Genomic DNA, 26,760 nt, shown 5'->3' with positions numbered 1-26,760 from the left:
TGACTAACCTCCGCCCAGGGGAGCGAGCAGGCGATACACATCGTCCGCGAGGAAGAAGAGGGCGATGCAGCCGAGCGCCGTGAACGAGAGCGCCGCCACGCAGAACGCCGGCGCCTCGTGGAAGCGCGGCGGCTCCGACCCATCGGCCGGCTTCGAGAAGAAGGCCCGGATGGGGATCGGTATGAGGTACGCGATGTTGAGCAGCGAACTGATCATGAGCACGGCGACGAAGACGATCTGGCCCGCGTCCAGCGCCCCGAGCGCGAGGTACCACTTGCTCCAGCTCCCGCCGAGCGGGGGGACGCCGATGACGCTGAGGGCGCCGATGAGGAACGCCGCCATCGTGATCGGCATCGCCCGGCCCAGCCCGCGCATGTCGCTGATCTCCGTCTTGTGGGCCGCGACGTAGATCGCGCCGGCGCAGAAGAAGAGCGTGATCTTGCCGAAGGCGTGCATGGCGATGTGCATGCTGCCGCCGATCACGCCCCACGCGTTGGCGAGCGCCGCCCCGAGCACGATGTAGGAGAGCTGGCTCACCGTGGAGTAGGCGAGCCGCCGCTTGAGGTTGTCCTGCGCCATCGCGACGAGTGACCCGACGATCACGGTGATCCCGGCCGCGTACATGAGCCACACGCTGATTCCGGTCGTGGTCAGTAGATCGAGGCCGAAGATGTAGACGACGACCTTCATGATAGTGAACACGCCGGCTTTCACGACGGCGACCGCGTGCAGCAGGGCGCTCACCGGCGTGGGCGCCACCATGGCGGCGGGGAGCCAGCGGTGGAACGGCATGAGCGCGGCCTTCCCCGTCCCGAACGCATACAGCGCGAGCAGGATGAGCAGCACCGAATCGCTCGCCCGGCCGGCGAGGATCCCGCCCTCGCGGAAGTCGAGCGTGCCGGCGAGGACCCAGGTCCACACCACCGCGAGCAGGAGGAAGCCGACGGAGGTCGTGACGAGGACGCCGAGGTACGTGCGCGCCCCCTTCATCGCCTTCGGCGTCCCGTGGTGCGACACGAGCGGATAGGTCGAGAGGGTCAGGACCTCGTAGAAGAGGAACAGCGTGAACATGTTCCCGGCGAGCGCCACGCCCATGGCCGCGCAGATGGAGACCGCGAAGCAGACGTAGAAGCGCGTCTGGTGCGCCTCGTTGTGCCCCCGCATGTAGCCGATCGAATACAGCGAGGTGACGATCCAGAGGCCGGACGCCACGAGGGCGAAGAGCAGCCCCAGCGGTTCCAGTCTCAGAACGAGGCCGAGACCGGGAAGCACCCACGCAAGCAGGACTGCGGGGCTGGCGCCGCCGGAAACGTGTGGTATGAGCGAGATGACGAACCCGAACAGCACCACGCCGGTGACGAGCGTGGCAGCTTCCCGCGCATTGGGCCAGCGGCCGAGCACCACGATGAGCACGGCGCCGGCCAGCGGAATCAGCAAGGCCATGTAGAGCGGGACGATTCCGCTCACGGGAGACCTCCCAGCACGGCCTCGGCCGCCTGCCTGGCGATACCCGCCGAATAGGTCGTATAGATGCCGAAGAAGACGGTCGCCCCGAGCAGCACCCAGGTCGGAATGAGCATCGAGAGCGGCGCCTCGCGCGCCTCGAGCGCCCGCTCACTCGGCTCCCGGAAGAACGCGGTCTCCACCACCCGCCACACGTAGGCGAGCGCGAGGAGCGAACTGAACAGCACGATGCCGGCGATGAGCATCCCGTCCTGTTCCAGCGCCGCCTGGATCAGGTACCACTTGCTGATGAAGCCGGCCGTGGCCGGCACTCCGATGAGCCCCAGACCACCCAGCGTCCAGGCAGCCATCGTCCACGGCATCACGCGCCCGATCCCGGCCATGTCATCGAGGTCGACCGAGTGCAGCCGCAGCATGACGCATCCCATCGCCATGAACAGGCCGCCCTTGATGAGCGCGTGGTTGAAGAGGTGCACGATGCCGCCCGTGAGCCCGGTCGCGGTGGCGAAGCTGATCCCGAGCACCATGTAGCCGATCTGGGCCACCGACGAATAGGCGAGCATCCGTTTCACGTTGCGCTGGAAGATCGCCACCGTGGAGGCGATGACGATTCCGGCGAGCGCGAGCGGCATGAGCGCGCGTCCGAGCCCCAGTTCCTCGAACGAGAACTCGAGGCCGAACACGCTGAACATGAAGCGGAGGAGGATGTAGACGGAGACCTTGGTCGCCGTCGCGGCGATGAAGGCGCTCACGGCGGACGGCGCGTACGCGTAGGCGTTCGGCAGCCAGACGTGCAGCGGGAAGAGCGCCATCTTGAGGGCGATCCCCACCGTGAGGAACCCGAACGCGACGAGCGCCGTGCGACTGCCCTCGGCAGCCGGCAGCCGCGCGGCCATGTCCGCCATGTTCAGCGTCCCCGTCATCTGGTACATGAGACCGATGCCGATGAGGATGAACGTGGCTCCGATCGTCCCCATGACGAGGTACTGGAAGGCGGCCGGCAGCGCCTGCCGGCGCCCCCCCTGGGCGATGAGCGCGTAGGAGGAGAGCGCCGAGATCTCGAGGAAGACGAAGACGTTGAACAGGTCTCCGGTGATCGCGATCCCGAGCAGGCCCGTGAGACAGAGCAGGTAGAGCGTGCAGAACAGGTAGTGCCGGGAAGCCGGGATCTCGTCCGCCAGGCTGCGCGGGGCGTACGTGAGGACGAGCGCGCCGAGCCCCGACACGAAGAGCAGCAGGAAGGCGCTCAACGCGTCGACGCGGTACTCGATCCCCCACGGCGCGGACCAGCCCCCGAGTTCGTAGGTGATGGTGCCGGTCGTGAGCACGTCGCCGAGCAGGGCGACGGAGGCCGCGAAGGTCACCCAGCACACGCCGATCGCGAACGGCAGCACGAGCGCGCGGCGGCGCAGGATGATGCACAGGGGCGCCGCGATGAGCGGGATGATGACCTGCAGGACGGGTAAATGTCCGCCCATCATCGCGCCCCGTCCTGCGCCTGGATCTCGTCCTCCTCGATCGTCTCGTACGCCTCGCGGATGCGCACCACGAGCGCGAGCGCCACGGCGGTCGTCGCCACGCCGACGACGATCGCGGTCAGGATGAGGACGCTGGGGAGCGGATTACTGTAGACCTCGATCCCCTCGGCGACGATCGGCGCGCTCCCGCCCGACACCTTCCCCACCGTGATGTACATGAGGAAGACCGAACTCTGGAAGATGTTGAGGCCGATGACCTTCTTGATGAGGTTGCCGCGCGAGATGACGATGTAGAACCCCGTCATCATCAGGAAGATGACGACCCAGTAGTTGTAGAGGCCGAGGACGGAATCGAGCACGGATTCCATCATGCGCGTCCCCGTCCCGCGAAGGTCGAATAGATCGCGATCATCACTGCGGCCACCGTCATCCCGACGCCCAGCTCGACGACGAGGATGCCGTAATGCTGCCCCGTCGAGGGGTGCGCGGGGGCCAGGACGCCGTACTCGAGGAAGTTCCCGCCGAGGAGCATCGTCACGACGCCGGTCCCGGCGAACACCAGGACGCCGCTCGCGATGAGGAGTTCGATCATGCGGGCGGGCGCGACGCGTCGCACCTCCGTGAGCCCGTAGATCAGCCCGTACAGCACGAAACCGGCCGCGAAGATCACGCCCGCCTGGAAGCCGCCCCCGGGCCCGTAGTCGCCGTGGAACTGCACGTAGAGGGCGAACAGGAGGACGTACGGGATCAGGAGCTTGCTCACGACGCGGAGGATCGTGTAGTAGGTCATGCCGCGTCCTCCTCACCCACATCGATCGGCCGCCGCTTGCGGCTGCCCCGGAGGAGGACCAGCACCGCGATCCCGGCCGTGAAGATGACGACCGTCTCGCCCAGCGTGTCGTAGCCCCGATAGCTGGCCAGCACCGCGGTGACCACGTTCGGGATGTGGATGTCCTCCTCGGTGCGCTCGACGTAGGAGGGGTGCGGGTAGTTGCTGGCCGGCGCCTCCGGATCGCCGAAGTGCGGCATGTCGAGCGTGCCGTACACGAGCGCGGCGCCCGTGATGGTGACGACGGCGAGCGGGAGCGCCGACGGGCGCACGGGCCGCTTCGCCCTGCGGGTCGTGAGCGCGAGCGTGGCGAGCGCGAGGATGGTTGAGATCCCGGCGCCGACCGCCGCCTCCGTGAAGGCGACATCGGGGGCATCGAGCAGGAGCATCCAGCCGGCCCCGAGGAAACTGAAGATGCCCATCAGCATCACCGCCGCGAACAGGCCCCGCATGCGCACGACGGCGATCGCCGTCAGGCAGAGCAGCGTCAGGAGGAGCGCCGTGACGATCTGGACCTCGAGCGCCACCGACTCGATCACGCGTCCTCCGTTTCGTCGACCCGCGGCCGGAGCCCCGCCCCGAGCGCCGCGTTGGCGAGCGCGTGCGTGGACGTGGGGCTCGTGATCCAGAGGAAGATGAGGATCGCAACGAGCTTCGCGGTCACGAGCCCGTGCGGAGGGAGGAACATCAGCCCGATGAGGATGAGCCCCGCGCCGAGCGTGTCCGTGAGCCCCGCGCCGTGGATGCGGGAGAAGAAGTCCGGGAGGCGAAGGAGCCCGATCCCCCCGATGAGCGCGAAGAGGGCGCCGGCGAGCACGAGGACGGCGCTCACGATCTCGAGGATCATGTGGCCTCCTCGCCGTCCTGGTCGGCGAAGGTCCCGTACTTCGAGAATCTGAGCACGGCGATCACGCCGATGAAGTTGATGAGAGCGTACACGAGCCCGAGGTCGAGGAAGTCCGGGCGGCCGGTGACGAACCCGATCACGGCGATGAGGAGCACCGTCTTCGTCCCGAACATGTTCAGCGCCAGGATGCGGTCGAAGACGGTGGGTCCCCGCGCGGCCCGGAGGAGTGCGAGTCCCATCGTGACGATGATGGCGGCGACGGCGGCGGCGAGGATCATCCGGACCCCTCGAGGCGCGCGACGCGCCGGTCCATCTCGCCCGTGAGGACACCGTCGGCGGCCTCGCGCGTGAGGGCGTGGATGGTCAGTTCGTCGCCGTCCGTGACGATCGTCACGGTGCCGGGCGTGAGCGTGATCGAGTTGGCGTAGATCGCCCGGCCGACATCCGTGCGCTGTCCGGCCCGCACCGTGAACACGCGCGGGCTGATCGGCAGCCCGGGCCTCAGGATGCGCAACGCCACGTCGACATTCGCCCGCGCGATCTCGAGGAAGAGCCACGGCAGGTAGAGGACGAGCCCGAGCGGCAGCTGGACCGGCGCGCCTTCGTCGTCCACGATCCGCATCCGGATGGAGATCGCGAGGACGAGCGCCAGCGAGACGGCACCGAAGCTCAGGAGCAGTGGGTCGTAGTGGCCCGACCAGAGGAGCCACACGGCCGCCATGACGACGACGAGCCCGGCGATGTACTTCACGCGCGGCCCCTGCGCGACGGCTTGTGAAGTCGGGCGAAGGACCCGTCGGCTCGAGTGGTTGGCGGCATGTGGCGGTCGGAAGCTGAGTGAACGTTCGGACTGCCCGCGTCGGTCGACGACAGAATGGCGAACCTCTCGCGCGAGCGCGAGGGGTCGCCGCCCGAGGGCCCGGGGTCGCCGGTCAGTCTACCACTGGGATTGGGCGCCATCGACGATCTGCTGCACGAGGTTCTCCAGCGCCACGATCAGGGCCTGCTCCTCCGTCTCGTCGCCGGGCTGGTATTCCCCGGTGCCGGTCAGGCTCTGCGTGCTCCAGATGATGAGGTTCTCCGCCACGTCGAGGATCTCCACCGAGACGCTCACCGTCACGCGGCGCTGGAATACGTCCGCGCCCACCCCGTCGACCGCGTTGAAGTTGACCGCTTCATCCGCATACCTGCGGATCTGCGCGGTGATGACCGCGTCCGCCTCCCCCTCGGAGGCGAGGCGCAGGCCGAGACGCTGGCGCGCTGCGGTGAGGAGTTCCTGCGACAGGGACTCGGCGAGCCCGAACTGGGTACTCTCGTTCTCGACCGGGGCCACGTAGACGGTGCGCAGGTGGCTGGGCAGACCGCCGCCGCCGGAGAAGCTGTAGCAACCCGCCAGCGCCGCGACGACCGCGAGCCCGATCATCATCCCGGATCGGATTCGGCAACACATAGAACCTCTCCTCGTAAGGCCGCGACTCCGCCGTCGCGCTCACCAACCGCCACTGGACCCCGGTCTCTTCCACCGCATCCCGGTACTCGGCCTCGCTCGGCCAGGCGGGATCCGCCCCCCAGTCCAACTCGATCCAGCGCTCGCGCCGCGGCCCCAGCCACTCCTCGACCCGGGTCAGGCGGTCGCCGGAGAGATGAAAGTAGCGCCTCCTCCCTTCCCCGGCCTCGAACTCGAGTACCCGCAGGTCGTCGCTCGCGAACCCGCTCGTCGGGGGCGCGTCCCCCGGCCGGAACACGCCCGCCATCGCGTAAAGGAAGACGCTGGGGGGCAACTCGACGCCCTCGAGGTCCCCGGAGGTCGCGAGATCTCCGTCGACGAGGGTCGCCTGCAGGCTTCCCTCCCCCGTCGAGAAGAGGTCAAGCCGGAAGCGGTCCGGGGGGTTCACGCGCGCGACCCCATCGCCCTGGAAGCTGCCCCGCTCGTCGGCGTACTCCCACTCGAACACGACCCGGGTCGGCTGTTCGGTACCGGACGCCGCCCGGGCCCGGCGCGCGACCTCCTCCGCGTCGGCGATCGGGGCGCCCAGTTCGAAGCCCCCGGCGCAGGCCGCGCTTCCGAGCAGCACGGGCCACAGCGCCCGCCCCGGAACGTGCCTCACGCGGCCGACTCCTCCCCGGCGGCGACCGCCACGATTTCCCCCAGCCGCCGCTTCACATCCTCCGGAAAACGCCGGGGGCGGCCCCGGCCATCCGCGCATACGAGCCAAGTCCGGGCGCGGGCGAGCGTCGCGTCGTCCCCCGCGCGCGCGATCCGGTACGCGAAGACGATCTCCCGGCTCCGCACCCGCTCGAGGCGCGTGTGGATCCGCACCCGCTCATCGTAGCCGACGGGCACGCGGTACTCGACCTCGACCCGCGAGACGGGCAGCAGGAGCCCGTCTCGCTCCATTTCCGCGTAGGACATGCCGTGCGCCCGCATGAGCGTGGTCCGCCCCAGTTCGCACCACACGAGGTAGTGACGGTGGTGAGCCCGGCCCATCTGGTCGGTCTCCGCGTAGCGGACCCGGACCTCCACCGTCCCGGCGGCGTCTATCGGTCGCATCCGTCCAACATATGTGTGCCCCGCAGCGGGCGCCGAGACGCCGGCTTCCGCCCGCTTCCCTCCGGTTTGACGCGTCGTGCCCCGCCCGACGAGCTTCGGCGCATGTTCGAGCGCACCGTGGTCGTGTCCGACATCCACCTCGGCGCCGTGGCGGCGGAAAACGAGCGGGCCTTCCTCGCGTTCCTCGCCGAGGCGCACCGCTGGGGCGACGAGTTGCTCATCAACGGGGACCTGTTCGACTTCTGGTTCGAGTATCGACAGGTGGTGCCGCGCGGGCAGCTCGACGCCCTCGCCCGGCTCCGCGCGCTGGTCGAACGCGGCATGGCGATCCGCTTCATCGGGGGAAACCACGACGCATGGGGCGGGAGCTTCCTGCGGGACGAAGTCGGGATCGAGGTCCTTGACGGGCCGGTGCGGCTCACCGTCGGTGGGCGGCGCGCGTACGTCGCGCACGGGGACGGCCTCGGCGGCGCGGACCGGGGCTACCGCGCACTCAAGTGGGCGGCTCGCAGTCGCTGGGGGTCGGGCCTGTTTCGCTGGGTCCACCCGGATCTCGGGGTGCCGCTCGCGCGGCTTGCCAGCGGCACGAAACGGGCCCAGGCCCGCGAGAAGGGCGGAGACTCGCCCCGCGCGGACCGGCTCGCCGCCTGCGCGCGCGAGGTGCTGGCCGCGAACGCCGACGTCGACCTCGTCGTGTTCGGCCACGCGCACAGACCGGAAGTGTCGGAGGTGGCGCCGGGCCGATTCTACCTCAATGCCGGCGACTGGCTGCACCACAACAGCTTCGCCGTCGTCACCCCGACAGAGATCCGACTGGAGTCCTACACGGGCCCGGGCGGAGGCTGAGCACGCCCGACGGCCCGCCGGCGCGGGACCCGCCAGACGTCAGGGCAGAGCCACCCTGAAGCCGACGGTCACGCCCACCGACCCATCGAGCGGCGGAGCGACGATGGGCTCGAAGTCCCAGAACTGGGCCGACACCCAGGCATCGAGGCCGCTCAGGAAGGCGATGAATCCGGCGAGGGCCATCCAGTTCTCGCGCTGTCCGGTGCGGTTCGAGATCCGCTCCTCGTTCTGAGGCATCTCCTCCTTCGCCGCCGAGAGCCGCGCGTCCGACTTGAAGACCATGAACAGGAAGACCGCCTCGGCCGTGAAGTAGAAGGCGCCGCGCGACGGCTGCCCGACCTCGAACTGCCCCCAGCCGGGCAGGACCAGGGAGCGGCCGAAGGCGCCGAGGGGAGAGATCGGCGGGCGCTGCTCGGCCGTCAGGGTGTCCGCGACGGCGACCGTGTCGGCCGTCGCCACCGTGTCGACCGCCGCTTGCGGGGGTGGAGGATCCTGTGCCGACAACGGCCCCGGACCCGCGACGCGGCAGCACAGCAGAACGAAGATGGCGGGAACGTGTGGGAATCGAACCCACCCGGGACGCGCGAACGCCCCGTAACGGTTTTGAAGACCGCAGGCGACACCAGTCACCATCCGCTCCCGTTCATCCGTCGTCAGCCGGGATGCGCACGCGCGATCACCTCGATCTCGACCCGGGCCCCGAGCGGGAGCGCGCCCACGGCCACGGTGGAGCGCGCCGGGTACGGCGGATCGAAGTGCCTCGCATAGATCTCGTTCACAGCGCCGAAATCCCCCATGTCAGACAGAAAGATCGTCGTCTTCACGACGTCGGCGAAGGTGAGGCCCGCCTCGTCGAGCACCGCCCGCAGGTTCGCCATCACCCGCTCGGCCTGGGAGGTGATATCGGCTCCCACCATCGAGCCGGTGTCAGGATCCAGCCCGACCTGTCCGGCCGAGTAGAACAACTCGCCGGCCCAGTATCCCTGCGAATACGGGCCCAGCGCCGCGGGGGCGTGATCCGTGTGGACCGGTCCTGTCTGCATCGGCATGGCTCCTTTCGGGGGCGCTCGGTCGGCTTGCGGCTGCTTGCATCGCAGTGGTGGGAACGGGTAACCTCGCCCGTACGCCCCCGCTGGAGGCGGATGTTGCGTTCGAGCGCGTCCTGGCGGTCGGGCGAAGATACGTCTATCCCCGGAAGAGCGCCAAGCAACGTGCCGGAGGCCTCCGCCAGACGATTTGCGGCAAGACTCGTGCGCGACGCCGTCGTCGGCATCGCGCTCTCCGTACAGGCCTACTTCGCTCTTGCCCTGCGGCTGCTCAAAGCCTGTGTGAGCCAACCGTTCTACCGGGCCGACCTGGTTCAGCAGATGGACACGATCGGGGTCGGCTCCCTCTTCATCGTCATACTCACCGGCCTCTTCACGGGCATGGTGCTGGCCCTTCAGGCTTCGTTCGAGATGGCGCGTTTCGGGGCGGAGATCTACATCGGACGTCTCGTCGGCGCGAGCACGATCCGCGAACTCGGCCCGGTCCTCACGGCGCTCATCGTGACCGGGCGGGCCGGGGCCGGCATGGCGGCGGCCATCGGGGCCATGCGGGTGACCGAACAGGTGGATGCGCTGCGCACCATGGGCGTGGATCCCGTCCGCAAGCTCGTCGCGCCCCGCTTCCTCGCCGCCCTCGTGATGCTCCCCGTGCTCACGATCATCGGAGACCTCGTCGCGATCATCGGAGGCCTCCTGATCGCCGTCCTCAAGCTGGGCCTGACGCCGCAGCTCTATCTGACGTCGCTGTACGACAACCTCGCCCAGAGCGGCTTCGTGCTCGGGGTGATCCCCACCGATCTGGTCCAGGGGCTAGCCAAGCCCTTGGTCTTCGGCGGCCTGATGGCGCTCACGAGTTGCTTCCACGGGCTGCGGACGCAGGGCGGCACGGAAGGGGTCGGTCGCGCGACGACGAACGCCGTGGTCACCACGTCGATCCTCGTCCTCGCCGCGGACTACTTCATCACCCAGATCCACATCGTCATCTTTCCCCAATGAGCGACCGGCCGAGCGACCCAATGAGCGACCGGCCGAGCCCCGGCGGAGCGGAGCCGGGGACGGAGGCCTTCGAGGCCGAACTTCGCGAAGAGATCCGCCGCGAACTGGGGATGCAGCGGCGCGCCCCGGAGCGGCCGGAAGAGGTCGAACTGCGGGATGTGTGGCTCTCCTTCGGAAGGCACGAGGTCCTTCGCGGGGTCTCGCTGGGCGTGGCCCGGGGGGGTACGCTCTGCATTCTCGGGGGTTCCGGGGTCGGAAAGTCCACGGTCCTGCGCCTGATGCTCCGCCTGCTCCTCCCCGACCGCGGCGAGGTCCTCATCGAGGGCCGCGACATCAGCGCGGTCTCGCGAATCGAAGCGCTCGCGCTGCGTGAACGGATGGGCATGGTGTTCCAGGGCTCGGCGCTGTTCGATTCGCTGAACGTGTTCGACAACGTCGCCTTCCCGATGTACGAGCACACCGAACTCGGAGAGGAGGAGATCCTCGAGCGGGTGGGGGAGGTCCTGTCCTTCGTCGATCTGGAGCCGGCCGAGGTCCTCGGGCTGCTGCCCTCCGAACTCTCCGGAGGCATGCGAAAGCGGGTGGCCATCGCACGCGCCATCGTGCACAAACCCCCGATTCTCCTCTTCGATGAGCCGACGAGCGGCCTCGACCCCATCACGACCCGTACGATCGACGAGTTGATCATGAAACTCCGCCGCGAGTTGCATGTTTGTGCGGTCGTCGTCACGCACGATGTGCGCTCCGCCTCGCGGATCGCGACCGAGACCGCGCTCCTGAAGGACGGAGAGATTATCTTCCAGGGGACGCCCGAGGAGATGCACGGGTCGAATGACCGCTATGTTCGGGAGTTTCGGAGCTAGCACCGGCGCGGAGGGACCCCGCGCCGGACGGGGCGAGACGACCCGAGAGACCTGTCGTCAGGACGACGGAGCCGGACGATGAGACGATCCAAACCGATTACGTGGGATCAGATCCGGGTGGGGATCGTCCTGATCTTCGGACTCGTGGTGCTCGCCGTGGGCGTCTTCTTCATCGGCGAGGTCGGGGACGTGTTCTCGGAACGGTACCGGCTCGTCACGTTGATGGAGTCGGCCTCGGGGCTCCAGCCCGGGGCGGTCGTGCAGGTGGCCGGGCGCAACGCGGGCCAGGTGGAACGCGTGGAGTTCATCCCTCCGGCCACCCGCGGAGAATCGGACATGGCGATCGCGATCTGGATGGGGGTGAACGTGTCGGTGCGAGAGCAGATTCGGCACGACTCACGCGCCCGCGTGCGGACGTTGGGGCTGCTCGGAGACCGGATCATCGATATCGAACCTGGCTCCGCCGACTTCGCCGTGCTCGCACCCGGAGATACCGTCGAATCCGCGCCGGCGCTGAGCTTCGACGAACTCCTCGGCGAGGCCGCCGACGCCGTGCGGAGCCTCACGGACCTTTCGAACGGCCTCGGGGCTACGCTGGCGCGCGTCTCGGACGGCGAGGGCTCGCTGGGCCGACTCCTCGTGGACGAGACGCTCTACGAGGGCCTGGTGGAGCTGAACGCGCAGCTAGGGGCCGTGTTGGGTCCGGTCGCGGAAGGCGAGGGCCTGCTGGGCCGCCTGCTCGGCGACGAGGTCATCTACGAGCGGCTCCTCACCGCGACGGCGCGCCTCGACACCGTGACCGGGGCGATGGCGTCGGGCGAGGGGACGCTGGGGCGACTGCTTGCCTCCGATTCCCTCTATCGGGCTCTCGCCTCCTCTGCCACCCGGGCCGACTCGCTCCTCGGTCTCATCGAAGGCGGCGAGGGAGCCATCGGCCGCCTGATCGGAGAGGACCTGCTGTACGAGGAGTTGCTCAAGGTCGTGGTCGACCTGAACGCGTTCCTCGCGGAGGTGCGGGCGAACCCGGGCAGGTTCATCCCCCCCGTGAGGGTCTTCTAGCTACTGCTGGAGGTCGTGCAGGGTCTCGAAGTCGATGACCTCGAACTCGCGTGCGCCGGCCGGCAGAATCGCGCTTGCGGACTCACCCTTCTTCTTGCCCAGCAGTGCGCGGCCGATGGGCGACTCCATCGAGATGTCGTTGTTGTCGAAGTCGATGTTGTCACCGATCGTAAGGGTGAAGCACTCGATCTCGTCGTCCGCGACATCCCTCACCCGGATCTTCGACCCGAAGCCGACGCGGTCGGTCGGAACATGTTCGATGTCGAGCTCGCCGAGTTGCGACATCCGCCGCGCCAGGTAGTCGAGCCGCGCGCGCACAAAACCCTGCCGCTCGAGCGCCGCCGTGTACTCGGAGTTCTCCCGGAGGTCGCCCTGCGCGACCGCCTTCTCGATCTCTCCGGGGAGGATCACGTTCAGTTCGTGGAGAAGCGTCTCCGCCTCTTCCCCGATCTTCCGCTGAAGCTCCTCGATCATCCGAACCTCCTCGACTCTCGCGGGCCGGCCGAAAAAAAGCCGAGGCGCTCCCCTGAGGGGAGACGCCCCGGGCCGAGTGGAGGCGGCGGGAATCGAACCCGCGTCCGCGAGCCCATCCGCCACGGCATCTACGTGCGTAGTTCGCGATCAGGTCTCGTCCCGTACGGGTTCACGAACAACCCCTCCCGGGACCAGCCGCGCTTACGGCTTGCGCCGCGTCTCGCCACCCAGGCTCACGGCCCGCCCGGATGGCCAGCCCGATTTGTCGACGTCCGCCAGGAGGTCCTCGGGCCCGGACCTCCTGGAGACGGGCTACGCAGTATTACGCAGCCAGAGCCAATCCTTCGTCGGCACTTGAAGTTTTCCCGGTGTTTTACGAGGCCCCGGGCACCTCGGCACGCTTCCGCGGCTTCCAGTTCACGCGTCGAAGCCATGTCGCCCCCGTTCGTACGTTATACGGTCGTTTCTCTTCGCGTCGCGCGCAAGTTGCGCCGATTCTTTGACAGCCGGAAAGCGCCACGGGTATACTCGAAGCTCGCGCTCGCCGGGTCCGGTCGAGTTTGCCGATCAGCACCGATTGTCCCCGCGGGTTCGCGGGGAGGAGACTATAGATCCAAGTGCATCTTCGAGAATTGTTCGTACCGTCCGCCATCAAGCTCGACCTGGCGGCCGAAACGAAGGACGAGGCCCTGAAGGAGTTGGTGTCGTGTCTGGGTCTCGACGAGAAGTCCGAGGGGATCCTGTTCAAGATGTTGAAGCGACGGGAGAACCTCGGGTCCACCGGGATCGGGCGCGGCATCGCGATTCCGCACTGCCGATCCCTCGTGGTGACACGGTTGCGCGTCGCCTTCGGGCGGAAGTTGTCGGGCCTCGACTTCAAGGCGATCGACGAGAAACCGGTGCGGTACGTCTTCCTGATCGTCGCCCCGCCGCTCGAGGTCTCCAACCAATACTTGCCGGTCCTGGGGAAGATCGCGCAGTTCAGCAAGGAGCCCGATGTGCCGGAGGCGCTCGCTGAGCTCTCGACGCCCGAAGAGTTCATCGAGCTGCTGGATTCGAAGGATGTCTGAGTCCCTCCCCACAGCGCCCGATCGCCCGCGGCAGGAGATCTGAAATCACCATGCACCCGCAACTCGAGCTGCTCCTCGAGATCCAGGACCTTCGGATGCAACGCCGCGGTCTCGCCGATGGCACCCTCACGGATCTGGAGGCGGACGTCTTCGACATCAAGATCGAGGACGCCATTCGATCGCTCGACGAGAAGGTCGAAGAGTTGGAGGGGCGTCTGGACCGCGGTGTCCGTGCACGCTACCACCGGATCGCCGACAGCGCCCCGCGCGTCGTGGCGCCCGTCCTGAACGGGATCTGCTATGGGTGTTTCGTGGCCCTCTCGACGGCGCGGGCTTCCGAAGCGGACCGGAATCTGCGCGTGGATTCCTGCGAATACTGCGGCTGCTTCCTGTACCACCTGGACTGACCCTCAACTGCGGGCCGCGAGCACCCTCCCCTCGGCCGTCCGCCGCGTCACGCCTTCCCGGTCCAGGAATTCCAGCAGCGGGATCAGGTATTTGCGCGACAGGGTGAACGCCTCCTTGAAGCGGGTCGGCCCCGACGGCGCGCCGTCGGCGAGGAGTTCGAGCACGCGCGCCTCGAGGGCTTCGAGCGCCGCCACGGAGACGTGGAGTTCGGGGGTGACGGCCCTCGTCGTTCCGGCCTCCCGAAGGAGACGGAGCAGGTCGTCGAGGAGCGGGCGTGCGAGTCGGAGCGTCTTGCCCAACTCGGTCACGAGCGGCGGCTGCAGACCGGCCTCCACGATCATCGCGGCGAGTCGGTCGCGCGCCGCCTCTTCCGCCTCGGTGAGCCGCGGGAGGTGGCCGGGAAGCGCGAGGCGGGGGCCGCTCTCGACCAGGCGGCCCTCCGCCAGCAGCTGTCGCACGGCCCGCTCGACCAGCTCGCCATCGCAAACATCGGTGAGAGCCGACCGCACGGCCTCCTTCGACACGGCGGCGGCGCGGCGGTCGGCCGCGTGCAGGCGTGCGACCGCCCGCTCCACGGCCTGCATGGCTTCGTCCGCCGCTTCGGCCGAGAACCAGCGGGCGCCGATGCGCACGCAACCCGCCTCGTCGGCCGCGGCCTCCAACTCGGCGGCGGGGCGGCCGAGCCTTACCGGCGCGGGCGCCACGAGCAGACCGAGCAGTCTTTCGAGCCTTACGCTCGCGGTCAGAGCCTCTGCGGCGGTGCCATCGAGCACGCAGCGCCACGCGGCCGTCCGCTCCGGCCAGTCGGGCGGCGGATCGAGTTCCGCGATGCGCACCCCGCCGATCGTCGACACCGGCGAGTAGAAGCGGAGGATCGCCCGGTCGCGCGCCCGGGCGAGCAGCGGCGCCTCCAGCGCGAGTACGGCCCAGGCGGCTTCGCCCGGCAGGATCGGTGCCCGGTCCGCGGTATGCAACCGGGCCATGACTTCGCGGGTTCCGAGGTAGACGCGCAGGCGCTGGCCGTGCGTGAGCGGCCGGTCGCGAGCCCCCAGCGCCCGCAGGCGCACGCCGAGCCGGTCGCTCGGCCTCCATTCCGCACGGTCGACGAGCACGCTGCCTCGCTCCACGGCGTCCGCCGAGACGCCGACGAGCGCGACGGCGCACCGCCGACCCGCCGCCACCTGTGGCCGGGGATCCTCGTGCACCTGGAGGCCGCGTACCCGTGCGGACGCGTCCCCGGGGAAGAGGCGCAGTGTATCGCCCACGCGCACGCACCCGCTCCACACCGTGCCCGTGACGACCGTCCCCGTACCCCGAATGGAGAACGACCGGTCGACCGGGAGACGGAAGAGATCGTCCTCGCTCCGCCTTTGAACCCCGGCCACCAGGGACTGCAGGGAGCTTCGAAGCGTCTCGATCCCCTCCCTCGTGACGGAGGATACGGGGACGATCTCCCAGGAAGCGCGAGCGGAGTCCTCATCCAGGAGTTCCCGCGTCGTCTCGGTCGCGAGTTCGAGCCACTCGGCGTCCACCCGGTCGCTCTTGGTGAGGGCTACGACCCCCCTCTTCACGTCCAGGAGCCGCGCGATCGCGAGGTGTTCCCGCGTCTGCGGCATCGGCCCCTCGTCCGCCGCCACGACGAGGAGCAGCACGTCGATCCCCGTCGCCCCGGCGAGCATGTTCTTGAGGAAATCCTCGTGGCCCGGGACATCGACGATGCCCGTCTCGAGGTCGGGATCCAGATCGAGCCGCGCGAAGCCGAGGTCGATCGTGAGTCCTCGGCGGCGCTCCTCGAGCCAGCGGTCCGTCTCGATCCCTGTCAGCGCCCGGACGAGGGCCGTCTTGCCATGGTCCACATGGCCGGCCGTCCCGATGACGATCCCGCGACGGTCGCTCACGACGCCTTCACGTGAGGCGGCTCAGGAAGGGGAGCGATTTCAGCGTGGCGCCTTCGGCGAGGTGGTGGCGGATGAACTCGGCCAGCCAGAGTCCCTGGTTCCCGATGGATCCGGCGTCCGCGGCGGGGAGCCCCTCCACCAGCCTTCGAAGGGCGTCGAGTTCGCCCGGGGTGAGTTGCGGGCCGCCGGGTCCGCACGACGCGCACCGGAGTCCGCCGGCCGCGAAATCGAAGCGGACGGACCCGCCGCCGATCAGCCGCCGGCAGCCGACGCACCGATCGAGTTCGGGTCGGAAGCCGAGCGTGTCGACGAGCCCCCATACATGCTCCAGACCGCCCGCCGGATCGCCTTCCCGCACCTTTCGGTGCAGCCCGTCGAGGCCCCGCGTCAACATCCGGTAGAGTTCGATGTCGCGATGCTCGGGGGCGAGTCGCATCACGAGTTCGCACAGGACGGAGGCGACCGTGAACAGTTCGATGGACCGGTCGAGTCCACGACGGACTCGCACCAGTTCGAAATTCGAGAGCGTGTGCAGGTCGCGCCCGTCCTTCGTGAAGAACGTCGCCTCCCCCTCCACGAATGGTTCGAGCAAACCTCCGAAGCGGCTCTTCGGACGCAGGGCTCCCCGAGCCAGCGCCGAGCACGGCCCGAGTTCCCACGTCATCAGCCGCAGGATCTTGCTGGTTTCGCTGTACCGGTACGTCTGGAGGACGACCGCGCGGGTGGTGACGAGGCTCACCCGTCTCGCTGCTCCGGCCCTGCCTCAGCGCATCAGGATGTCGGTCGCTCCCGCCCCGACCGCGACGTCGGCGATGAACTCGCCCGTCGCTTCGAGGAGGACGAGGCGTCCCTGCGAAGCCGTTTCGTAGGTCGCACAGAGCACCTGGCTGTCGACGAACGAGGTGGCGACCCGGCAACTGAGGTTCGACCCGTCCCGGTCGAGCGGCTGAATGGGGTTGTCCGGCCCGCGGTCGAAGTGCCGGGTGGAGAAGTTGAACGACAGGATGTCGGTCTCCGCCGTCCCCGGCCCCTTGGTCCGCACGACGTAGATGAGGCCGTTCCGCCCCGGCTCCATCGAGACGCCGTTCCCGCCGAGTACGTGCACGTCCTGCACGTCGCGGCTGGACATGTCGATTTCCACCAGGCGGCCGTCGCCCGCGGGGGCGGCGGTCACGGAATCCAGACTTCCCCCGGCCAGGAAGAGGAGGTTTTCCTGGAGCGCGAGGGCCTCTGTCGCTCCCACGGTCCCCTCCGGAAGCCTCACCTCATCGAAATAGCTGCCGCTCACGAATTCGTGCAGTACCACGCGGGATGGCCCGATGGGCCGACCGTCTCCTTCGTCATCGAGGTTGCCGTCCATCGAGACGATGTAGAGACCCGCCGGCACGGCCCGTTCCGGGAAGGTGCCGACGCCATCGATGAGCAACTGCGCGGTCGGGCTGCCCGGAAACGCGATATAGATCCCGTCCCGCCCGCGGGAGGGCACGAGGGCACCCAGCGTCCCGCTCGCGTCCGCGACCACCGTCGGCTTTGCCGGGTCCACGGCGGCGTTGTCCGGGAACATCGCGATCGCCTGCTCGCCGGTCGAGAAGGATCCGAAGATGACCTGGCTGCCACCCGGTGACTCCGAGGTCGTCACCCACAGGTCCTGGAGGAAGTCCGCGGTCTCGCCGTTGAACCCGGCGCCCAACTGAATGTCCCGGCCGAACGGAACGAGGCGCCCGTCGATTCGATTGAACTGCTGCAGCGTCCCCGAAATCGAATTGAGGACCGCCACCTCGGATCTGTCCGGCGTGATCGGGCCCCCGTTCCCGTCCGGCCCGGTCGATTCGTTGCACCCGGCCGCGACGGCGGCCAGCAGGCATACCCGCACCCATTCGCGCTTCCGCATTCTCTTCTCCTCTTGTGGCCCGATGTCGCAGGTACGCGTTGATCCGCCACGCACGGGACGGGGCGCGCCGCATGCGGCAACCTCCGGTCCCGAAGTGTGGCCGCCCGAGACGTTCCTCGCGACCCCCGTCAAGTGTAACGTCCGACGACCCCCAAGTCGCGACGCGGCTCCCGCGAGTCGGCCTCCCGGGGCCGCGCCCGGACAGGCAGCACCGAATGACCCAGTTCCCCCAGCGGCTGAACGCTGACCTCGCAACCATAGGCCTCGCCCAGCGCGGGTGAGAGCAGGACCTCGCCGGGGCGGCCTGCCCCGACGACCCGCCCCCGGTCAAGGAGGATCAGCCGGTCGGCGTACCGGCTCGCGAGCTGCATGTCGTGCGTGATGCAGATGACGGTGAGCGCTTCTTCACGCACCCGGGCCCGGAGCGCATCGAACACCCAGAGCGCGTGCCGGAAGTCGAGGTGCGCGGAGGGCTCGTCGAGGACGAGGACACCGGGCTCCTGCGCGAGCGCGCGGGCGAGCTTGGCGCGCTGGCGTTCTCCGCCGGACAGTTGTGCGAGCGGACGCGACGCGAGGCGCTCCAGGTCCGCCCACGCGAGCACGCGGTCCGTGACCTCCCGGTCTCGGGCTCCGAGCGCCGCCCAGGGACTCACGTACGGGTTGCGACCGAGTTCCACGTAGGCCCGGAGGCTGCTGCGGAGGGCCTCGGGCGGCGCGTCCTGGGACACCACCGCGACGCGGCGGGCCAGCGCTCGGCGACCCCACTCCGGGAGGGACCGGTCGTCGAGCCGCACCGAACCCGCCGTGGGCGCGAGGATGCCCCCCAACAGGCGCACCAGGGTGCTCTTCCCGGCCCCGTTCGGACCGATGATGGCGGTAAACGCGGCCTCGCGGAGTTCAAGCGTGACCTCCCGAACGGCCGCATCCGCCGCGCCCGGATACCGGAACGTCACGCCGTCGAGGCGGTACGCCGTCCGGACGCCTTCAGCCATGGGTCCGCTTGAGCAGCACGAGGAAGAGCGGTACGCCGATGAGGGCGGTCACGACGCCGACCGGGAGTTCCAGCGGCCGGAGCGCGGTTCGGGCCACCATGTCCGCCAGAACCAGGGCCGCGGCGCCTCCGAGCGCGCCGAGCGGGAGAAGCGTGCGGTGGTCACCGCCCCACAGCATGCGGGCGCCGTGCGGCACGACGAGGCCCACGAAACCGATCACCCCTGCCGTGCTCACCGCCACCGCGGCCAGCAGCGATGCGATCAGGTAGGCCGCACGCTTGATCAGTTCCACGCGCGCGCCCAGGTACGCGGCCGCTTCCTCTCCGAGCGCGAGCGCGTTGAGATGCCGCGACATCCCGAAGGCGAGCGCCCCGCCGACGAGCGTCGTCACGGCGAGGATGATCGTCGACTCCCATCCCGCCCGCTCGAGGCTCCCCATCGTCCACAGGATGGCGGACCGGGTCGCATCCGCCTCGGCCACGGAGAGCAGGAGCATCACGCCCGCCCCGAAGAAGGCGGCGACGACGACTCCCGCGAGGATGAGCACGTGCGTATCCAGACGACCGACCCCGAGGGCGACGCGAAACACGATCGCGATCGCGACCAGCGCTCCCGCCAGCGCGAAAGCCGCCGTGCCCGCGGGGCCGAGCGCCCCGCCCAGCACGGTCAGCGCGAGGACCGCACCCAGCGCCGCGCCCGACGAGACGCCGAGCAGGTACGGCTCCGCGAGCGGGTTGCGAAGGAGGGCCTGGAACAGGGTACCGGACACCGCCAGCGCGATCCCGGTGAGCACGGCGGCCACCACCCGGGGGAGACGCAGCGAGAGGACGATCGTCCGCGACGAGGGATCGACATCGAGACCCGCGAACGCCCGCCACACCTCCGCCGGAGACACGGTCGCCGCACCGAACAGGAGCCCGAGGAGCATCGCCCCCGCGAGGAGGACGAGGAGGAGGAGCGCCCCGCGGCCGGGCCGCCTCACGAGGGGCAGGGAGGGTCGGAGGGCGCCGGAACGTGCGGGAGGACCCCGTGCAGCGCCCCGGCGATGGCCCACGCCGCCTCGGCCACGCGCGGCCCGAGGCGGGTCACGAGGTCCCGATCCAGCGTAGTGACGCGCCCGGCGGAAACCGCGGGGATGCGCTCCCAGCCGTTCCGGCCGGCGAAGTCGGGCTGCCGGTCCAGCGCCTCCCCCGGCACCGCGACGAGGATTCGTTCCGGATCCCGCTCGATGATCGCCTCGAGGCTGACCCGAGGCGAGGCCGCGTCGAGGTCGCCGAAGACGTTCGTCGCGCCCGCGACCGCGAGGAGCGAATCGATGAAGCTGCCGCGCCCGATCGTCATCGGCGGCTCCGCCCAGGCGTCGTAGTAGACGCGGATGCGCAGCCGGCCCTTCGTCGCTGCCGTCGCCGCCGCGAGCCCGCGCTCGATCCGGTCGACCAGCACGCGCCCGCCCGCCGGACACCCGACGACCTCGCCCAGGCGCAGGATGTTGCGTCGCAGGTCCTCCAGGGTGTCATGCCGCAGCGCGAGGGTCGGCACCCCCAGCCGCCCGAGCCGCTCCCGGCTCGTTCGGTTCGCCTCCCCATCGTAGAGGATGACGAGATCCGGATTCCGCGCGACAACGGCCTCCATGGCGGGGCGGATTCCGTCGCCCACATCCGGGATGCGCCGCGCCGCGGGCGGATACACCCCCCAGCGCGTGCGGCCCACGATCCGGTCTCCGGCTCCGAGGCCGAAGAGGATCTCCGTCGCTGCGGGAACGAGAGAAACGATGCGACGGGGGTCGGCCACCGGCCGTGCTCCCTCGGGCTGCCCGCGCCCCCCCGGTTGCGGAGCGGCACAGGCCGCTGCGGCAACGGCCAGCAGAAGGTGCGAAGCGAATCCGGCGTGTCGTTTCATCCCCGCTCCCGAATCGAGCGGGGCGCAGCGATGGCCCATGCGGCGGCAGGCCGGCCCCGCTCTTCCCGCGAAGAGCTTGCGTAGGGGCATGGAGGAACACGTCTCCTGGCTCGAGGCTCTTTCCGCGCTGCGACGCGGGCCTCTCACAGTGGCGGGGCCGCGCCGGATTCTCACCGGCTTCCGTTTGCCCGTCCATGTCTCCGAGCGTGGCCGGAAGATGCGCGCACCGCGATGGCACCCGCAAGCGAGCCCCGGCGGAGGGACGCTCAGGGCTCGAAGCGTCCGAAGTCCTCCGGATCCAGGTTCTTGAGGTAGTCGCTGAGCGCCTCCTCCGAACTCGCCGCCTCCCCGGTCTCGGAGACACCCCGCGGGTCGTCGGCGAGGTCCTCCGCGGCGTCCTCCAGACCCCCCTCCGCGATTCCGAAGGGAGAAGTCTCCAGCAGACCCTCCTCCGCATAGATCGGGGCCTCGGCCCGAAGGGCGAGCGCAATGCTGTCGCTGGGGCGCGAATCGATGGAGATGAACTCGCCGTTCCGGCGGAAGACGAGGGATGCGTAGTACGTGTTGTCGATGACCTTCGTGATGAGGACGCGCACGAACGCGCTTCCGAGCCCGCGAACGACGGCGTTGAACAGATCGTGCGTGAGGGGGCGGGCGAACCGGACGCCGGCCAGTTCCATCGCGATCGCGGACGCCTCCCCCGGCCCGATCCAGATCGGGAGGATGCGCTCCCCCTCCTTCTCCTTCAGGATGACGACCGGCGCGCCCGAGGTCCGGTCGAGCCCGAGGCTGGCCACCGTGACCTCGCACATGGTGCTCTCACTCACGCGGACGCCCCTCCGACCGCCGTCATCCCGCGAGCGCCTCGACCTGATCCGTGCGTTCCCACGCGAACCCTCCGTCCCTGGCCCTCCGACCGAAATGACCGTAGGTGGCCGTCCGGCGATAGATCGGGCGGCGCAGCCCCAACCGCTCGATGATCGCACGCGGTCTCAGATCGAAGACTTCCGATACGCGACGGGCCAGTTCGCCGTCGCTCACGTTTCCGGTACCGAAGGTATCGACCATGACGCTCACGGGTTCCGCGACTCCGATCGCATACGCGAGCTGGACCTCGACCCGCCGGGCAAGACCCGCCGCCACCAGGTTCTTGGCGATCCAGCGCGCCGCGTAGGCCGCGGACCGGTCCACCTTCGAGGGGTCCTTGCCGGAGAAGGCGCCGCCCCCGTGCCGCCCCATGCCTCCGTACGTGTCCACGATGATCTTCCGGCCCGTGAGCCCGGCGTCCCCCTGCGGTCCGCCGATCTCGAACCGGCCCGTCGGGTTGATGTGATATCGGACCTCGTTCCGGTCGTGCAGCTCCGCGGGGAGCACCGGGGTGATGACCCCGTCGATGATCGCCTCCGTGATCGCGTCCTGCCCGACACCCTCGTCGTGCTGGGCCGCGACCACGACGGTATCGACCCGGACAGGCTCCCCATCGCGGTATTGGACGGACACCTGGGCCTTGCCGTCCGGCCTGAGCCACGGGATTTCGCCGGACTTCCGGACTTCGGCGAGACGCCGCACCAGCCCGTGTGCCAGCATGATGGGCCGCGGCATCAATTCGGGCGTCTCATCCGTCGCATACCCGAACATCATGCCCTGGTCGCCGGCACCGCCGACATCCACGCCCTGCGCGATGTTCTGCGACTGCTCGTCGATCGCGGTGAGGACGCTGCACTGGTCGCACTGGATGCCGTGCTCGGCCCGCGTGTATCCGATATCCCGCAACACCGAACGGGCGATCTCGGAGATGTTGATCTTCGCACGGGTCGTGATCTCTCCCGCAATCAGGACGAGTCCCGTCGTCACGAGTGTCTCGCAGGCGACCCGGCCCTCGGGGTCTTCCGACAGGATCCCGTCGAGGACCGCGTCGGAGATCTGGTCGGCGATCTTGTCGGGATGGCCCTCGGTGACCGATTCCGAGGAGAACGGTTGTGTCCCCTTGACCAAACTGGCTCTCCGAATCAGAGGTTTGCGCCGTGCCGCTGCTTTGCGCGGGGCGGCCAAGATAGTGGCCGCCGGGCACCCCCCAGGCAACGTGGCCACGGACGGCCATCCGTCGCAGGCGGCTAGGGCATCGAGAGCGACGGAGGACTCGAGGGGACCGCCTCCGCCAGATAGCCGCTCAGCTGTCGGCGCAGTTCCGCCCCTCCAGCGGCGAGGGCGCCGCTGGCCCAGACCCGCTCCAACTCCGCGGTGGAGAGCAGGCCCACGAGTTCGCGCACCTCCAGGATCGACGCGGGGGCGAGGCTGAAGTCCCGGTAGCCGAGGGCGAGCAGCAGGGCGAGGCCGATGGGGTCGGCCGCCAGATCGCCGCACACCCCGATCTCGAGCTCCAGGTCGCTCGCGGCGTCGAACACGCGGCGATAGCTGCGCACCATCGCCGGGTGAAGCGGGTCAGACAGGTGCTGCAGCCGCGCGTTCCCGCGGTCCACGGCGAGCGAATACTGGGTCAGGTCGTTCGTACCGAGGCTGATGAAGTCGAGGTGGCGTCCGACCAGATCGAGCGTCTCCGCCAGGGCCGGTGTCTCCACCATGACGCCGAACGGAACCCGCCGCGGATGACCGAGTTCCTCCCGCACGCCGTCCACGATCTCCTTCGTGCGCAGGATCTCCGCCTCGGAAATGACGAAGGGGACGAGGATCCGCATGCGGCTCTCCTCCCCGCCCGCCCGGATCGCGGCGCGCAGCTGGTTCCGGAACAGCGCCGGCCGGTCCAGGCACACCCGGATGGCGCGCCACCCCAGATACGGATTTGCTTCGGGTGGAATGTCGAGGAAGAGGGGGAACTTGTCGCCGCCGATATCGAAGGTGCGCAGCGTCACCGGATGTCCCGGGAAGCCCTCGACGACCTCACGGTAGGCCTCGTACTGCTCCTCCTCGCTCGGGATCACGCGCCGGCCGATGACGAGGAACTCGGACCGGAACAGGCCGACCCCCTCCGCGCCCACGCGGCGCGCGGCGGGGACATCGTGGGGCTGGTCGATGTTCGCCCGCAGGTGCACGCGCTCCCCGTCGGCCGTGAACAACGGGCCGCGCTCGAGCCCGATGTCCCCGATGTCCGAAAAACGCCGGACTCTCCGGACGTGCGCCGCCACCTCGGCGGGCTCCGGCCTCAGGACGACCCGGCCGGTGCCGCCATCGAGGAGCACCGCATCCCCATCCGCGACGCTCGCGAGACCGCGCCCGAGTCCGACGACCGCCGGGATGCCGAGCGACCGCGCGAGGAGCGTGCTGTGCGACGTCCGGGACCCGGACCCGCTCGCGACGCCCAGCACGAGATCCGGATCGAGCCGGACCGCGACCTGCGGCGTCAGGTCTTCCGTCACGATCACCGCCTCCTCCTTCGGGAGCGCGAGCGGCTCTCCCTCGTGACCGGCGAGACGGGCGAGCACGTGGGAGCGGATGTCCCGCAGGTCGGCGAGGCGGTCCACGACCATGAGGTGCCCCACGTCCAGGATCGCGGTGCGGAGTTCCGTCAGGCGCCAATCGAAGGCGCGCTCCGCGGAGAGGAAGTTCTCGCGGATGTAGCGGATGGTACCCGATACGAGATCCGGATCCGAGAGGATGAGGATCTGGGGGTCGAAGATGTTCGCCTCGACCTCGCCCAGCGAACGGGCCGCGCGCGCGCGTGTGTCACGGATGCGATCGGCGGCCCATCGGAGCGCTTCCTCCAACCGTTCGACCTCGCGTTCCACCGCGTCCGCCGCGATGGTCCGGTGTTCGGGCCGCCACGGGCGCGCCTCGAGCCGCCGGACCGACCCCAGGGCCCGGCCCGGAGAAGCGCCGATGCCGTGGATTATCTCTCGCACGGGGGCTCCGTACCCGCTCCGTCCGTGACGAGTTCCTCGGAAAAGCCCGACGTCACGAGCGCCATGAGGGCGTCGACGGCCGACGCCGCCTCGGACCCCTCCGCCCGGATGCGAATCGAGGACCCGGCCTCCGCGGCGAGCATCATCACGCCCATGATGCTCTTCCCGTTCACTTCCATCGCCTCCTTCTCCACCCACACTTCGGCATCGAACCGGCTGGCCAGTTTCACGAACTCGGCCGCCGGGCGGGCGTGCAGCCCCAGCCGGTTCCGAATACGAACCGCTCCTTCGTGTCGTGTCTTCACAGATACCCTTCGCTCCGGTCGAGCGAACGATTGGTCTCGGGCCGCACTTCGCCGGGGGTGCCGGCGGCCATCCACATGCTCACAGGAACCACGCCACGCAGGCGACGAGCAGGCTCGCCAGCGCGACCCGCGAGATGTGACGGGGCACAACATAACCACTCAGCCCCGCGCCGACCGCCACCCCCACGATCCACGGCGACGGCGCGCCCCCCGGGACGCGCGCGACGAGGATGGCGGCGAGGGCGCCGATGAGCACCTGGCTGGCGAGGACGAAGACCCGCGCGAGCCTCCGGAAAGGAACTCTCCTCAGCGCGGCGCCCACGCCACGGCCCGCCTTCCATCCGCATCGCAGCCCCCAGAGCCGGAGCGCGAAGTGTCCGAGGTTGTACACGACGAGGAAGCCGGCGGCCGCCGTGACGGCATCGAATCCGAGGAGGAAGGCGATGGCCGCGGCGGAGGCGCAGAAGGGGCGCCAGCCCGCCCACATCGTTTCGTCTCCCAGCGCCCCGAGGGGGGCCCGCAACGCAGAGCGGAAGCGCAGCAGAGTGTCGGGATCCTCCCCCTCGTGCTCGAGGCGCGCCAGGGCGCCGATCGCGACGGGAGCCAGGTAGGGGTGGGCGTTGAACGGGCTGGCGTGACGTTCCAGGGCCGCGTCGAGGGCGGCCGGGTCGTCCGCGTGGATCCGCGTCAGGAGCGGCGAGAGAGCGAAGGCCATCCCGGGTCCGGTCATCGTCCGGTGGTTCCACGACCCCTGGATGGAAAAGCTGCGCAACAGGGCCCGGGCGAAATCCCGACGTCGCGGCCTCACGCGAGGACTCCCGCGAGCAGGGCGCCGAGCAACCCGCCCGCTGCCAGGCCCGGCCAGTCGCGTCGCCGGGTGCCGAGGGCCCGCGCGGCAACCCCACCCATGCCGGCCAGGCCGATCGCGGCGAGGGCCGGCGACCACGCGAGGCCGAAGCTGCCGGGCGGCTGCGTCGAGAGGAGGCGCACGAAGAGCACGGATGGCACGAGCAGCGAGGCGACGAGGAGCGCCCCCCGGGCCCCGTCCATCAGCATGGCCAGCCTGTGGCGCCGCGCGAGGGCGGCCGCGCCGCCGCGGGCGCGGCCCGACGAGGCCCAGAGGCGAGCCGTCGCGACCCGGAGCACGGTCACCGAGTACGCCCCGGCCCAGCCGATCGCCCAACCGCAGACGACGGCGGCCGGCACCCCGATGACCGCACCGGTCTGGGCCATCCCGTACGCGGCGCCGGCCGTGAAGGCCGCCGGCCCGGTCTCGGCGTGCCGCGCGCCGCCGAACGGCGGGTGGCGGGACAGGACGATTTCGAGCCAGGTGCCGACGAGGAACCCGCCGGCAGGGGCCCCGAAGAGGAGCCCGCCCAACGTGGCCGCCACGATCGGCCGTGACCACATCACCTGGGGCCAGGACACCGCATCCAGACCGACGATGCTCCCCAGGGCGCAGGCGAGCAGCCAGTCCCCGAGCGAGAGTTCGATGCCCATCATCGGGGCTCGAGATCCCTGAGCGGCACCGCGCGCGCCGTGGGCACGTCCCGGGCGGACACGACGCCGTGGCGGCCGATCGCCTTCAGATCCTCGAATTCGTCGCGGGACAGATGGAGGTAGTCGAGGATCTTCCGCCGTCCCGGTCCGTCGTGCAGGCCGCCGACGTTGACCGCGCGGCCGTCGAGGCAGCCGTACTCCGCCAGCGCCCGCATGGTGGCCGTATCCCGGGTCAGCAGAGCGCCCCGCCCCGGGCGCGCCTCGAGTTCCGCGAAGCGCCGCGCGGTCTCCAGCGCCGGAAGGAACTCCGCGGTCGCCTCCCGGCCCAGCGCGCTGGCCCAGATTTCCTGCTCCCAGTCGCTCGCGGCGAGCACCTCATCCACGATCACGTAGAATTGGAGCCCGAGGCGGTTGCCCCAGCCGACGATCACCTGGCCATGGATCAGCCGCTCGTCGATTCGGAAGAGCTCGAAGGGCATGCGCTTCT

Annotated in this window: 32 protein-coding genes, 1 tRNA gene, 1 other RNA gene and 1 riboswitch; of the genes, 6 read left to right on the top strand and 28 right to left on the bottom strand. The window is 69.7% G+C overall.

Features of this window, described 5'->3' with window-relative positions:
- Nucleotides 1-3: 3 nt before the first annotated feature.
- From ACOOHF_RS14205 to ACOOHF_RS14160, 10 genes are all read right to left on the bottom strand, one after another.
- Entirely contained in the window at nt 4-1,467 is a 1,464-nt protein-coding gene (locus tag ACOOHF_RS14205; protein WP_420462169.1) for a monovalent cation/H+ antiporter subunit D family protein, read from the bottom strand.
- Nucleotides 1,464-2,942 carry a monovalent cation/H+ antiporter subunit D family protein gene (locus tag ACOOHF_RS14200; RefSeq protein ID WP_420462168.1) on the bottom strand — a complete coding sequence of 493 codons (1,479 nt, stop codon included), beginning with the start codon at nt 2,940-2,942 and terminating at the stop codon, nt 1,464-1,466. Before ACOOHF_RS14200 ends, ACOOHF_RS14205 begins: the two co-directional genes overlap by 4 nt.
- Nucleotides 2,942-3,313, bottom strand: a complete 372-nt coding sequence (locus ACOOHF_RS14195) for a cation:proton antiporter subunit C (protein ID WP_419935480.1) — start codon at nt 3,311-3,313, stop codon at nt 2,942-2,944. The genes ACOOHF_RS14200 and ACOOHF_RS14195 overlap by 1 nt, the downstream gene beginning before the upstream one ends.
- Nucleotides 3,310-3,732, bottom strand: coding sequence for a Na(+)/H(+) antiporter subunit B (locus ACOOHF_RS14190; RefSeq protein ID WP_419935479.1), 423 nt, complete (start codon nt 3,730-3,732; stop codon nt 3,310-3,312). The genes ACOOHF_RS14195 and ACOOHF_RS14190 overlap by 4 nt, the downstream gene beginning before the upstream one ends.
- On the bottom strand, nt 3,729-4,223 hold the full coding sequence (locus ACOOHF_RS14185; protein WP_419936838.1) for a DUF4040 domain-containing protein: 495 nt from the start codon (nt 4,221-4,223) through the stop codon (nt 3,729-3,731). The genes ACOOHF_RS14190 and ACOOHF_RS14185 overlap by 4 nt, the downstream gene beginning before the upstream one ends.
- Before the next feature lie 83 nt (nt 4,224-4,306).
- Complete coding sequence (gene mnhG / locus ACOOHF_RS14180) at nt 4,307-4,618, bottom strand: monovalent cation/H(+) antiporter subunit G (protein ID WP_420462167.1); 312 nt, start codon at nt 4,616-4,618, stop codon at nt 4,307-4,309.
- Nucleotides 4,615-4,896, bottom strand: coding sequence for a monovalent cation/H+ antiporter complex subunit F (locus tag ACOOHF_RS14175; RefSeq protein WP_419935477.1), 282 nt, complete (start codon nt 4,894-4,896; stop codon nt 4,615-4,617). Before ACOOHF_RS14175 ends, mnhG begins: the two co-directional genes overlap by 4 nt.
- Nucleotides 4,893-5,369, bottom strand: a complete 477-nt coding sequence (locus ACOOHF_RS14170; RefSeq protein WP_420462166.1) for a Na+/H+ antiporter subunit E — start codon at nt 5,367-5,369, stop codon at nt 4,893-4,895. The genes ACOOHF_RS14175 and ACOOHF_RS14170 overlap by 4 nt, the downstream gene beginning before the upstream one ends.
- 186 nt (nt 5,370-5,555) lie before the next feature.
- A complete protein-coding gene (gene lptE / locus ACOOHF_RS14165; RefSeq protein ID WP_420462165.1) occupies nt 5,556-6,068 on the bottom strand; it encodes an LPS assembly lipoprotein LptE in 513 nt (170 codons plus the stop codon).
- Nucleotides 6,069-6,722: 654 nt separating this feature from the next.
- Nucleotides 6,723-7,169, bottom strand: coding sequence for an acyl-CoA thioesterase (locus ACOOHF_RS14160; protein WP_420462164.1), 447 nt, complete (start codon nt 7,167-7,169; stop codon nt 6,723-6,725).
- Between the two features lie 102 nt (nt 7,170-7,271).
- On the opposite strand from ACOOHF_RS14160, the gene ACOOHF_RS14155 reads away from it, so the two are divergent.
- Nucleotides 7,272-8,015: a UDP-2,3-diacylglucosamine diphosphatase gene (locus tag ACOOHF_RS14155; protein ID WP_420462163.1), complete on the top strand. Its 744-nt coding sequence runs from the start codon at nt 7,272-7,274 to the stop codon at nt 8,013-8,015.
- Nucleotides 8,016-8,054: 39 nt separating this feature from the next.
- Here the strand turns inward: ACOOHF_RS14155 and ACOOHF_RS14150 are convergent, their stop codons facing one another.
- The 3 genes from ACOOHF_RS14150 to ACOOHF_RS14140 all read right to left on the bottom strand — a co-directional run bounded on the left by ACOOHF_RS14150 (nt 8,055) and on the right by ACOOHF_RS14140 (nt 9,058).
- Entirely contained in the window at nt 8,055-8,474 is a 420-nt protein-coding gene (locus ACOOHF_RS14150) for a hypothetical protein (protein ID WP_420462162.1), read from the bottom strand.
- Between the two features lie 86 nt (nt 8,475-8,560).
- Nucleotides 8,561-8,656: transfer RNA gene (locus ACOOHF_RS14145), tRNA-Sec, on the bottom strand.
- Between the two features lie 12 nt (nt 8,657-8,668).
- The gene (locus tag ACOOHF_RS14140; RefSeq protein ID WP_420462161.1) at nt 8,669-9,058 is read right to left on the bottom strand and encodes a RidA family protein; all 390 of its coding nucleotides are present in this window, start codon (nt 9,056-9,058) and stop codon (nt 8,669-8,671) included.
- A 207-nt stretch (nt 9,059-9,265) separates the two neighbouring features.
- Here ACOOHF_RS14140 and ACOOHF_RS14135 point away from each other — a divergent pair, with 207 nt between their 5' ends.
- From ACOOHF_RS14135 to ACOOHF_RS14125, 3 genes are all read left to right on the top strand, one after another.
- Nucleotides 9,266-10,057, top strand: coding sequence for an MlaE family ABC transporter permease (locus ACOOHF_RS14135; RefSeq protein ID WP_420462160.1), 792 nt, complete (start codon nt 9,266-9,268; stop codon nt 10,055-10,057).
- Nucleotides 10,058-10,077: 20 nt separating this feature from the next.
- Complete coding sequence (locus ACOOHF_RS14130; RefSeq protein WP_419935469.1) at nt 10,078-10,920, top strand: ABC transporter ATP-binding protein; 843 nt, start codon at nt 10,078-10,080, stop codon at nt 10,918-10,920.
- Between the two features lie 78 nt (nt 10,921-10,998).
- Nucleotides 10,999-11,979 carry an MlaD family protein gene (locus ACOOHF_RS14125; RefSeq protein ID WP_419935468.1) on the top strand — a complete coding sequence of 327 codons (981 nt, stop codon included), beginning with the start codon at nt 10,999-11,001 and terminating at the stop codon, nt 11,977-11,979.
- On the opposite strand, the gene ACOOHF_RS14120 is transcribed toward ACOOHF_RS14125, so the two are convergent.
- The gene (locus ACOOHF_RS14120; protein WP_419935467.1) at nt 11,980-12,453 is read right to left on the bottom strand and encodes a GreA/GreB family elongation factor; all 474 of its coding nucleotides are present in this window, start codon (nt 12,451-12,453) and stop codon (nt 11,980-11,982) included.
- 74 nt (nt 12,454-12,527) lie between these two features.
- Nucleotides 12,528-12,896, bottom strand: a transfer-messenger RNA (tmRNA) gene (gene ssrA / locus ACOOHF_RS14115).
- 174 nt (nt 12,897-13,070) lie between these two features.
- Between ssrA and ACOOHF_RS14110 the strand changes: the two genes are divergently transcribed.
- Together ACOOHF_RS14110 and ACOOHF_RS14105 are read left to right on the top strand one after the other, a co-directional pair.
- A complete protein-coding gene (locus tag ACOOHF_RS14110) occupies nt 13,071-13,523 on the top strand; it encodes a PTS sugar transporter subunit IIA (protein ID WP_420462159.1) in 453 nt (150 codons plus the stop codon).
- Nucleotides 13,524-13,573: 50 nt separating this feature from the next.
- Complete coding sequence (locus ACOOHF_RS14105; protein ID WP_419935465.1) at nt 13,574-13,930, top strand: hypothetical protein; 357 nt, start codon at nt 13,574-13,576, stop codon at nt 13,928-13,930.
- 3 nt (nt 13,931-13,933) lie between these two features.
- On the opposite strand, the gene selB is transcribed toward ACOOHF_RS14105, so the two are convergent.
- The 13 genes from selB to ACOOHF_RS14040 form a co-directional block, all read right to left on the bottom strand.
- Nucleotides 13,934-15,829 (bottom strand): selenocysteine-specific translation elongation factor, encoded by a 1,896-nt coding sequence (selB, locus tag ACOOHF_RS14100; protein WP_420462158.1) that lies wholly within the window; start codon nt 15,827-15,829, stop codon nt 13,934-13,936.
- A 7-nt stretch (nt 15,830-15,836) separates the two neighbouring features.
- On the bottom strand, nt 15,837-16,568 hold the full coding sequence (recO, locus tag ACOOHF_RS14095) for a DNA repair protein RecO (protein ID WP_419935463.1): 732 nt from the start codon (nt 16,566-16,568) through the stop codon (nt 15,837-15,839).
- 24 nt (nt 16,569-16,592) lie between these two features.
- Nucleotides 16,593-17,720, bottom strand: coding sequence for a hypothetical protein (locus ACOOHF_RS14090; protein WP_419935462.1), 1,128 nt, complete (start codon nt 17,718-17,720; stop codon nt 16,593-16,595).
- A 128-nt stretch (nt 17,721-17,848) separates the two neighbouring features.
- Complete coding sequence (locus ACOOHF_RS14085) at nt 17,849-18,712, bottom strand: ABC transporter ATP-binding protein (protein WP_419935461.1); 864 nt, start codon at nt 18,710-18,712, stop codon at nt 17,849-17,851.
- Nucleotides 18,705-19,694 (bottom strand): FecCD family ABC transporter permease, encoded by a 990-nt coding sequence (locus tag ACOOHF_RS14080; protein ID WP_420462157.1) that lies wholly within the window; start codon nt 19,692-19,694, stop codon nt 18,705-18,707. The genes ACOOHF_RS14085 and ACOOHF_RS14080 overlap by 8 nt, the downstream gene beginning before the upstream one ends.
- On the bottom strand, nt 19,691-20,503 hold the full coding sequence (locus ACOOHF_RS14075; protein ID WP_420462156.1) for an ABC transporter substrate-binding protein: 813 nt from the start codon (nt 20,501-20,503) through the stop codon (nt 19,691-19,693). Before ACOOHF_RS14075 ends, ACOOHF_RS14080 begins: the two co-directional genes overlap by 4 nt.
- Before the next feature lie 206 nt (nt 20,504-20,709).
- A riboswitch (cobalamin riboswitch) is annotated at nt 20,710-20,797 on the bottom strand.
- Nucleotides 20,798-20,877: 80 nt separating this feature from the next.
- Nucleotides 20,878-21,438: a bifunctional nuclease family protein gene (locus ACOOHF_RS14070; protein WP_420462155.1), complete on the bottom strand. Its 561-nt coding sequence runs from the start codon at nt 21,436-21,438 to the stop codon at nt 20,878-20,880.
- Nucleotides 21,439-21,460: 22 nt separating this feature from the next.
- On the bottom strand, nt 21,461-22,606 hold the full coding sequence (gene metK, locus ACOOHF_RS14065; RefSeq protein ID WP_419935457.1) for a methionine adenosyltransferase: 1,146 nt from the start codon (nt 22,604-22,606) through the stop codon (nt 21,461-21,463).
- A 119-nt stretch (nt 22,607-22,725) separates the two neighbouring features.
- Nucleotides 22,726-24,468 (bottom strand): phosphoenolpyruvate--protein phosphotransferase, encoded by a 1,743-nt coding sequence (ptsP, locus tag ACOOHF_RS14060; RefSeq protein WP_420462154.1) that lies wholly within the window; start codon nt 24,466-24,468, stop codon nt 22,726-22,728.
- Nucleotides 24,456-24,773, bottom strand: a complete 318-nt coding sequence (locus tag ACOOHF_RS14055; protein WP_419935455.1) for an HPr family phosphocarrier protein — start codon at nt 24,771-24,773, stop codon at nt 24,456-24,458. Before ACOOHF_RS14055 ends, ptsP begins: the two co-directional genes overlap by 13 nt.
- 79 nt (nt 24,774-24,852) lie before the next feature.
- The gene (locus tag ACOOHF_RS14050) at nt 24,853-25,581 is read right to left on the bottom strand and encodes a PTS system mannose/fructose/sorbose family transporter subunit IID (protein ID WP_419935454.1); all 729 of its coding nucleotides are present in this window, start codon (nt 25,579-25,581) and stop codon (nt 24,853-24,855) included.
- Nucleotides 25,578-26,276, bottom strand: a complete 699-nt coding sequence (locus tag ACOOHF_RS14045; RefSeq protein WP_420462153.1) for a hypothetical protein — start codon at nt 26,274-26,276, stop codon at nt 25,578-25,580. The genes ACOOHF_RS14050 and ACOOHF_RS14045 overlap by 4 nt, the downstream gene beginning before the upstream one ends.
- On the bottom strand, nt 26,273-26,752 hold the full coding sequence (locus ACOOHF_RS14040; protein ID WP_420462152.1) for a PTS sugar transporter subunit IIB: 480 nt from the start codon (nt 26,750-26,752) through the stop codon (nt 26,273-26,275). The genes ACOOHF_RS14045 and ACOOHF_RS14040 overlap by 4 nt, the downstream gene beginning before the upstream one ends.
- Nucleotides 26,753-26,760: the final 8 nt, after the last annotated feature.

The sequence above is a fragment of the Candidatus Palauibacter sp. genome, from assembly GCF_965216145.1.
In the GTDB taxonomy this organism is placed as follows: Bacteria; Gemmatimonadota; Gemmatimonadetes; order Palauibacterales; family Palauibacteraceae; genus Palauibacter.
This window is presented reverse-complemented; position numbering and strand designations above follow the sequence as displayed.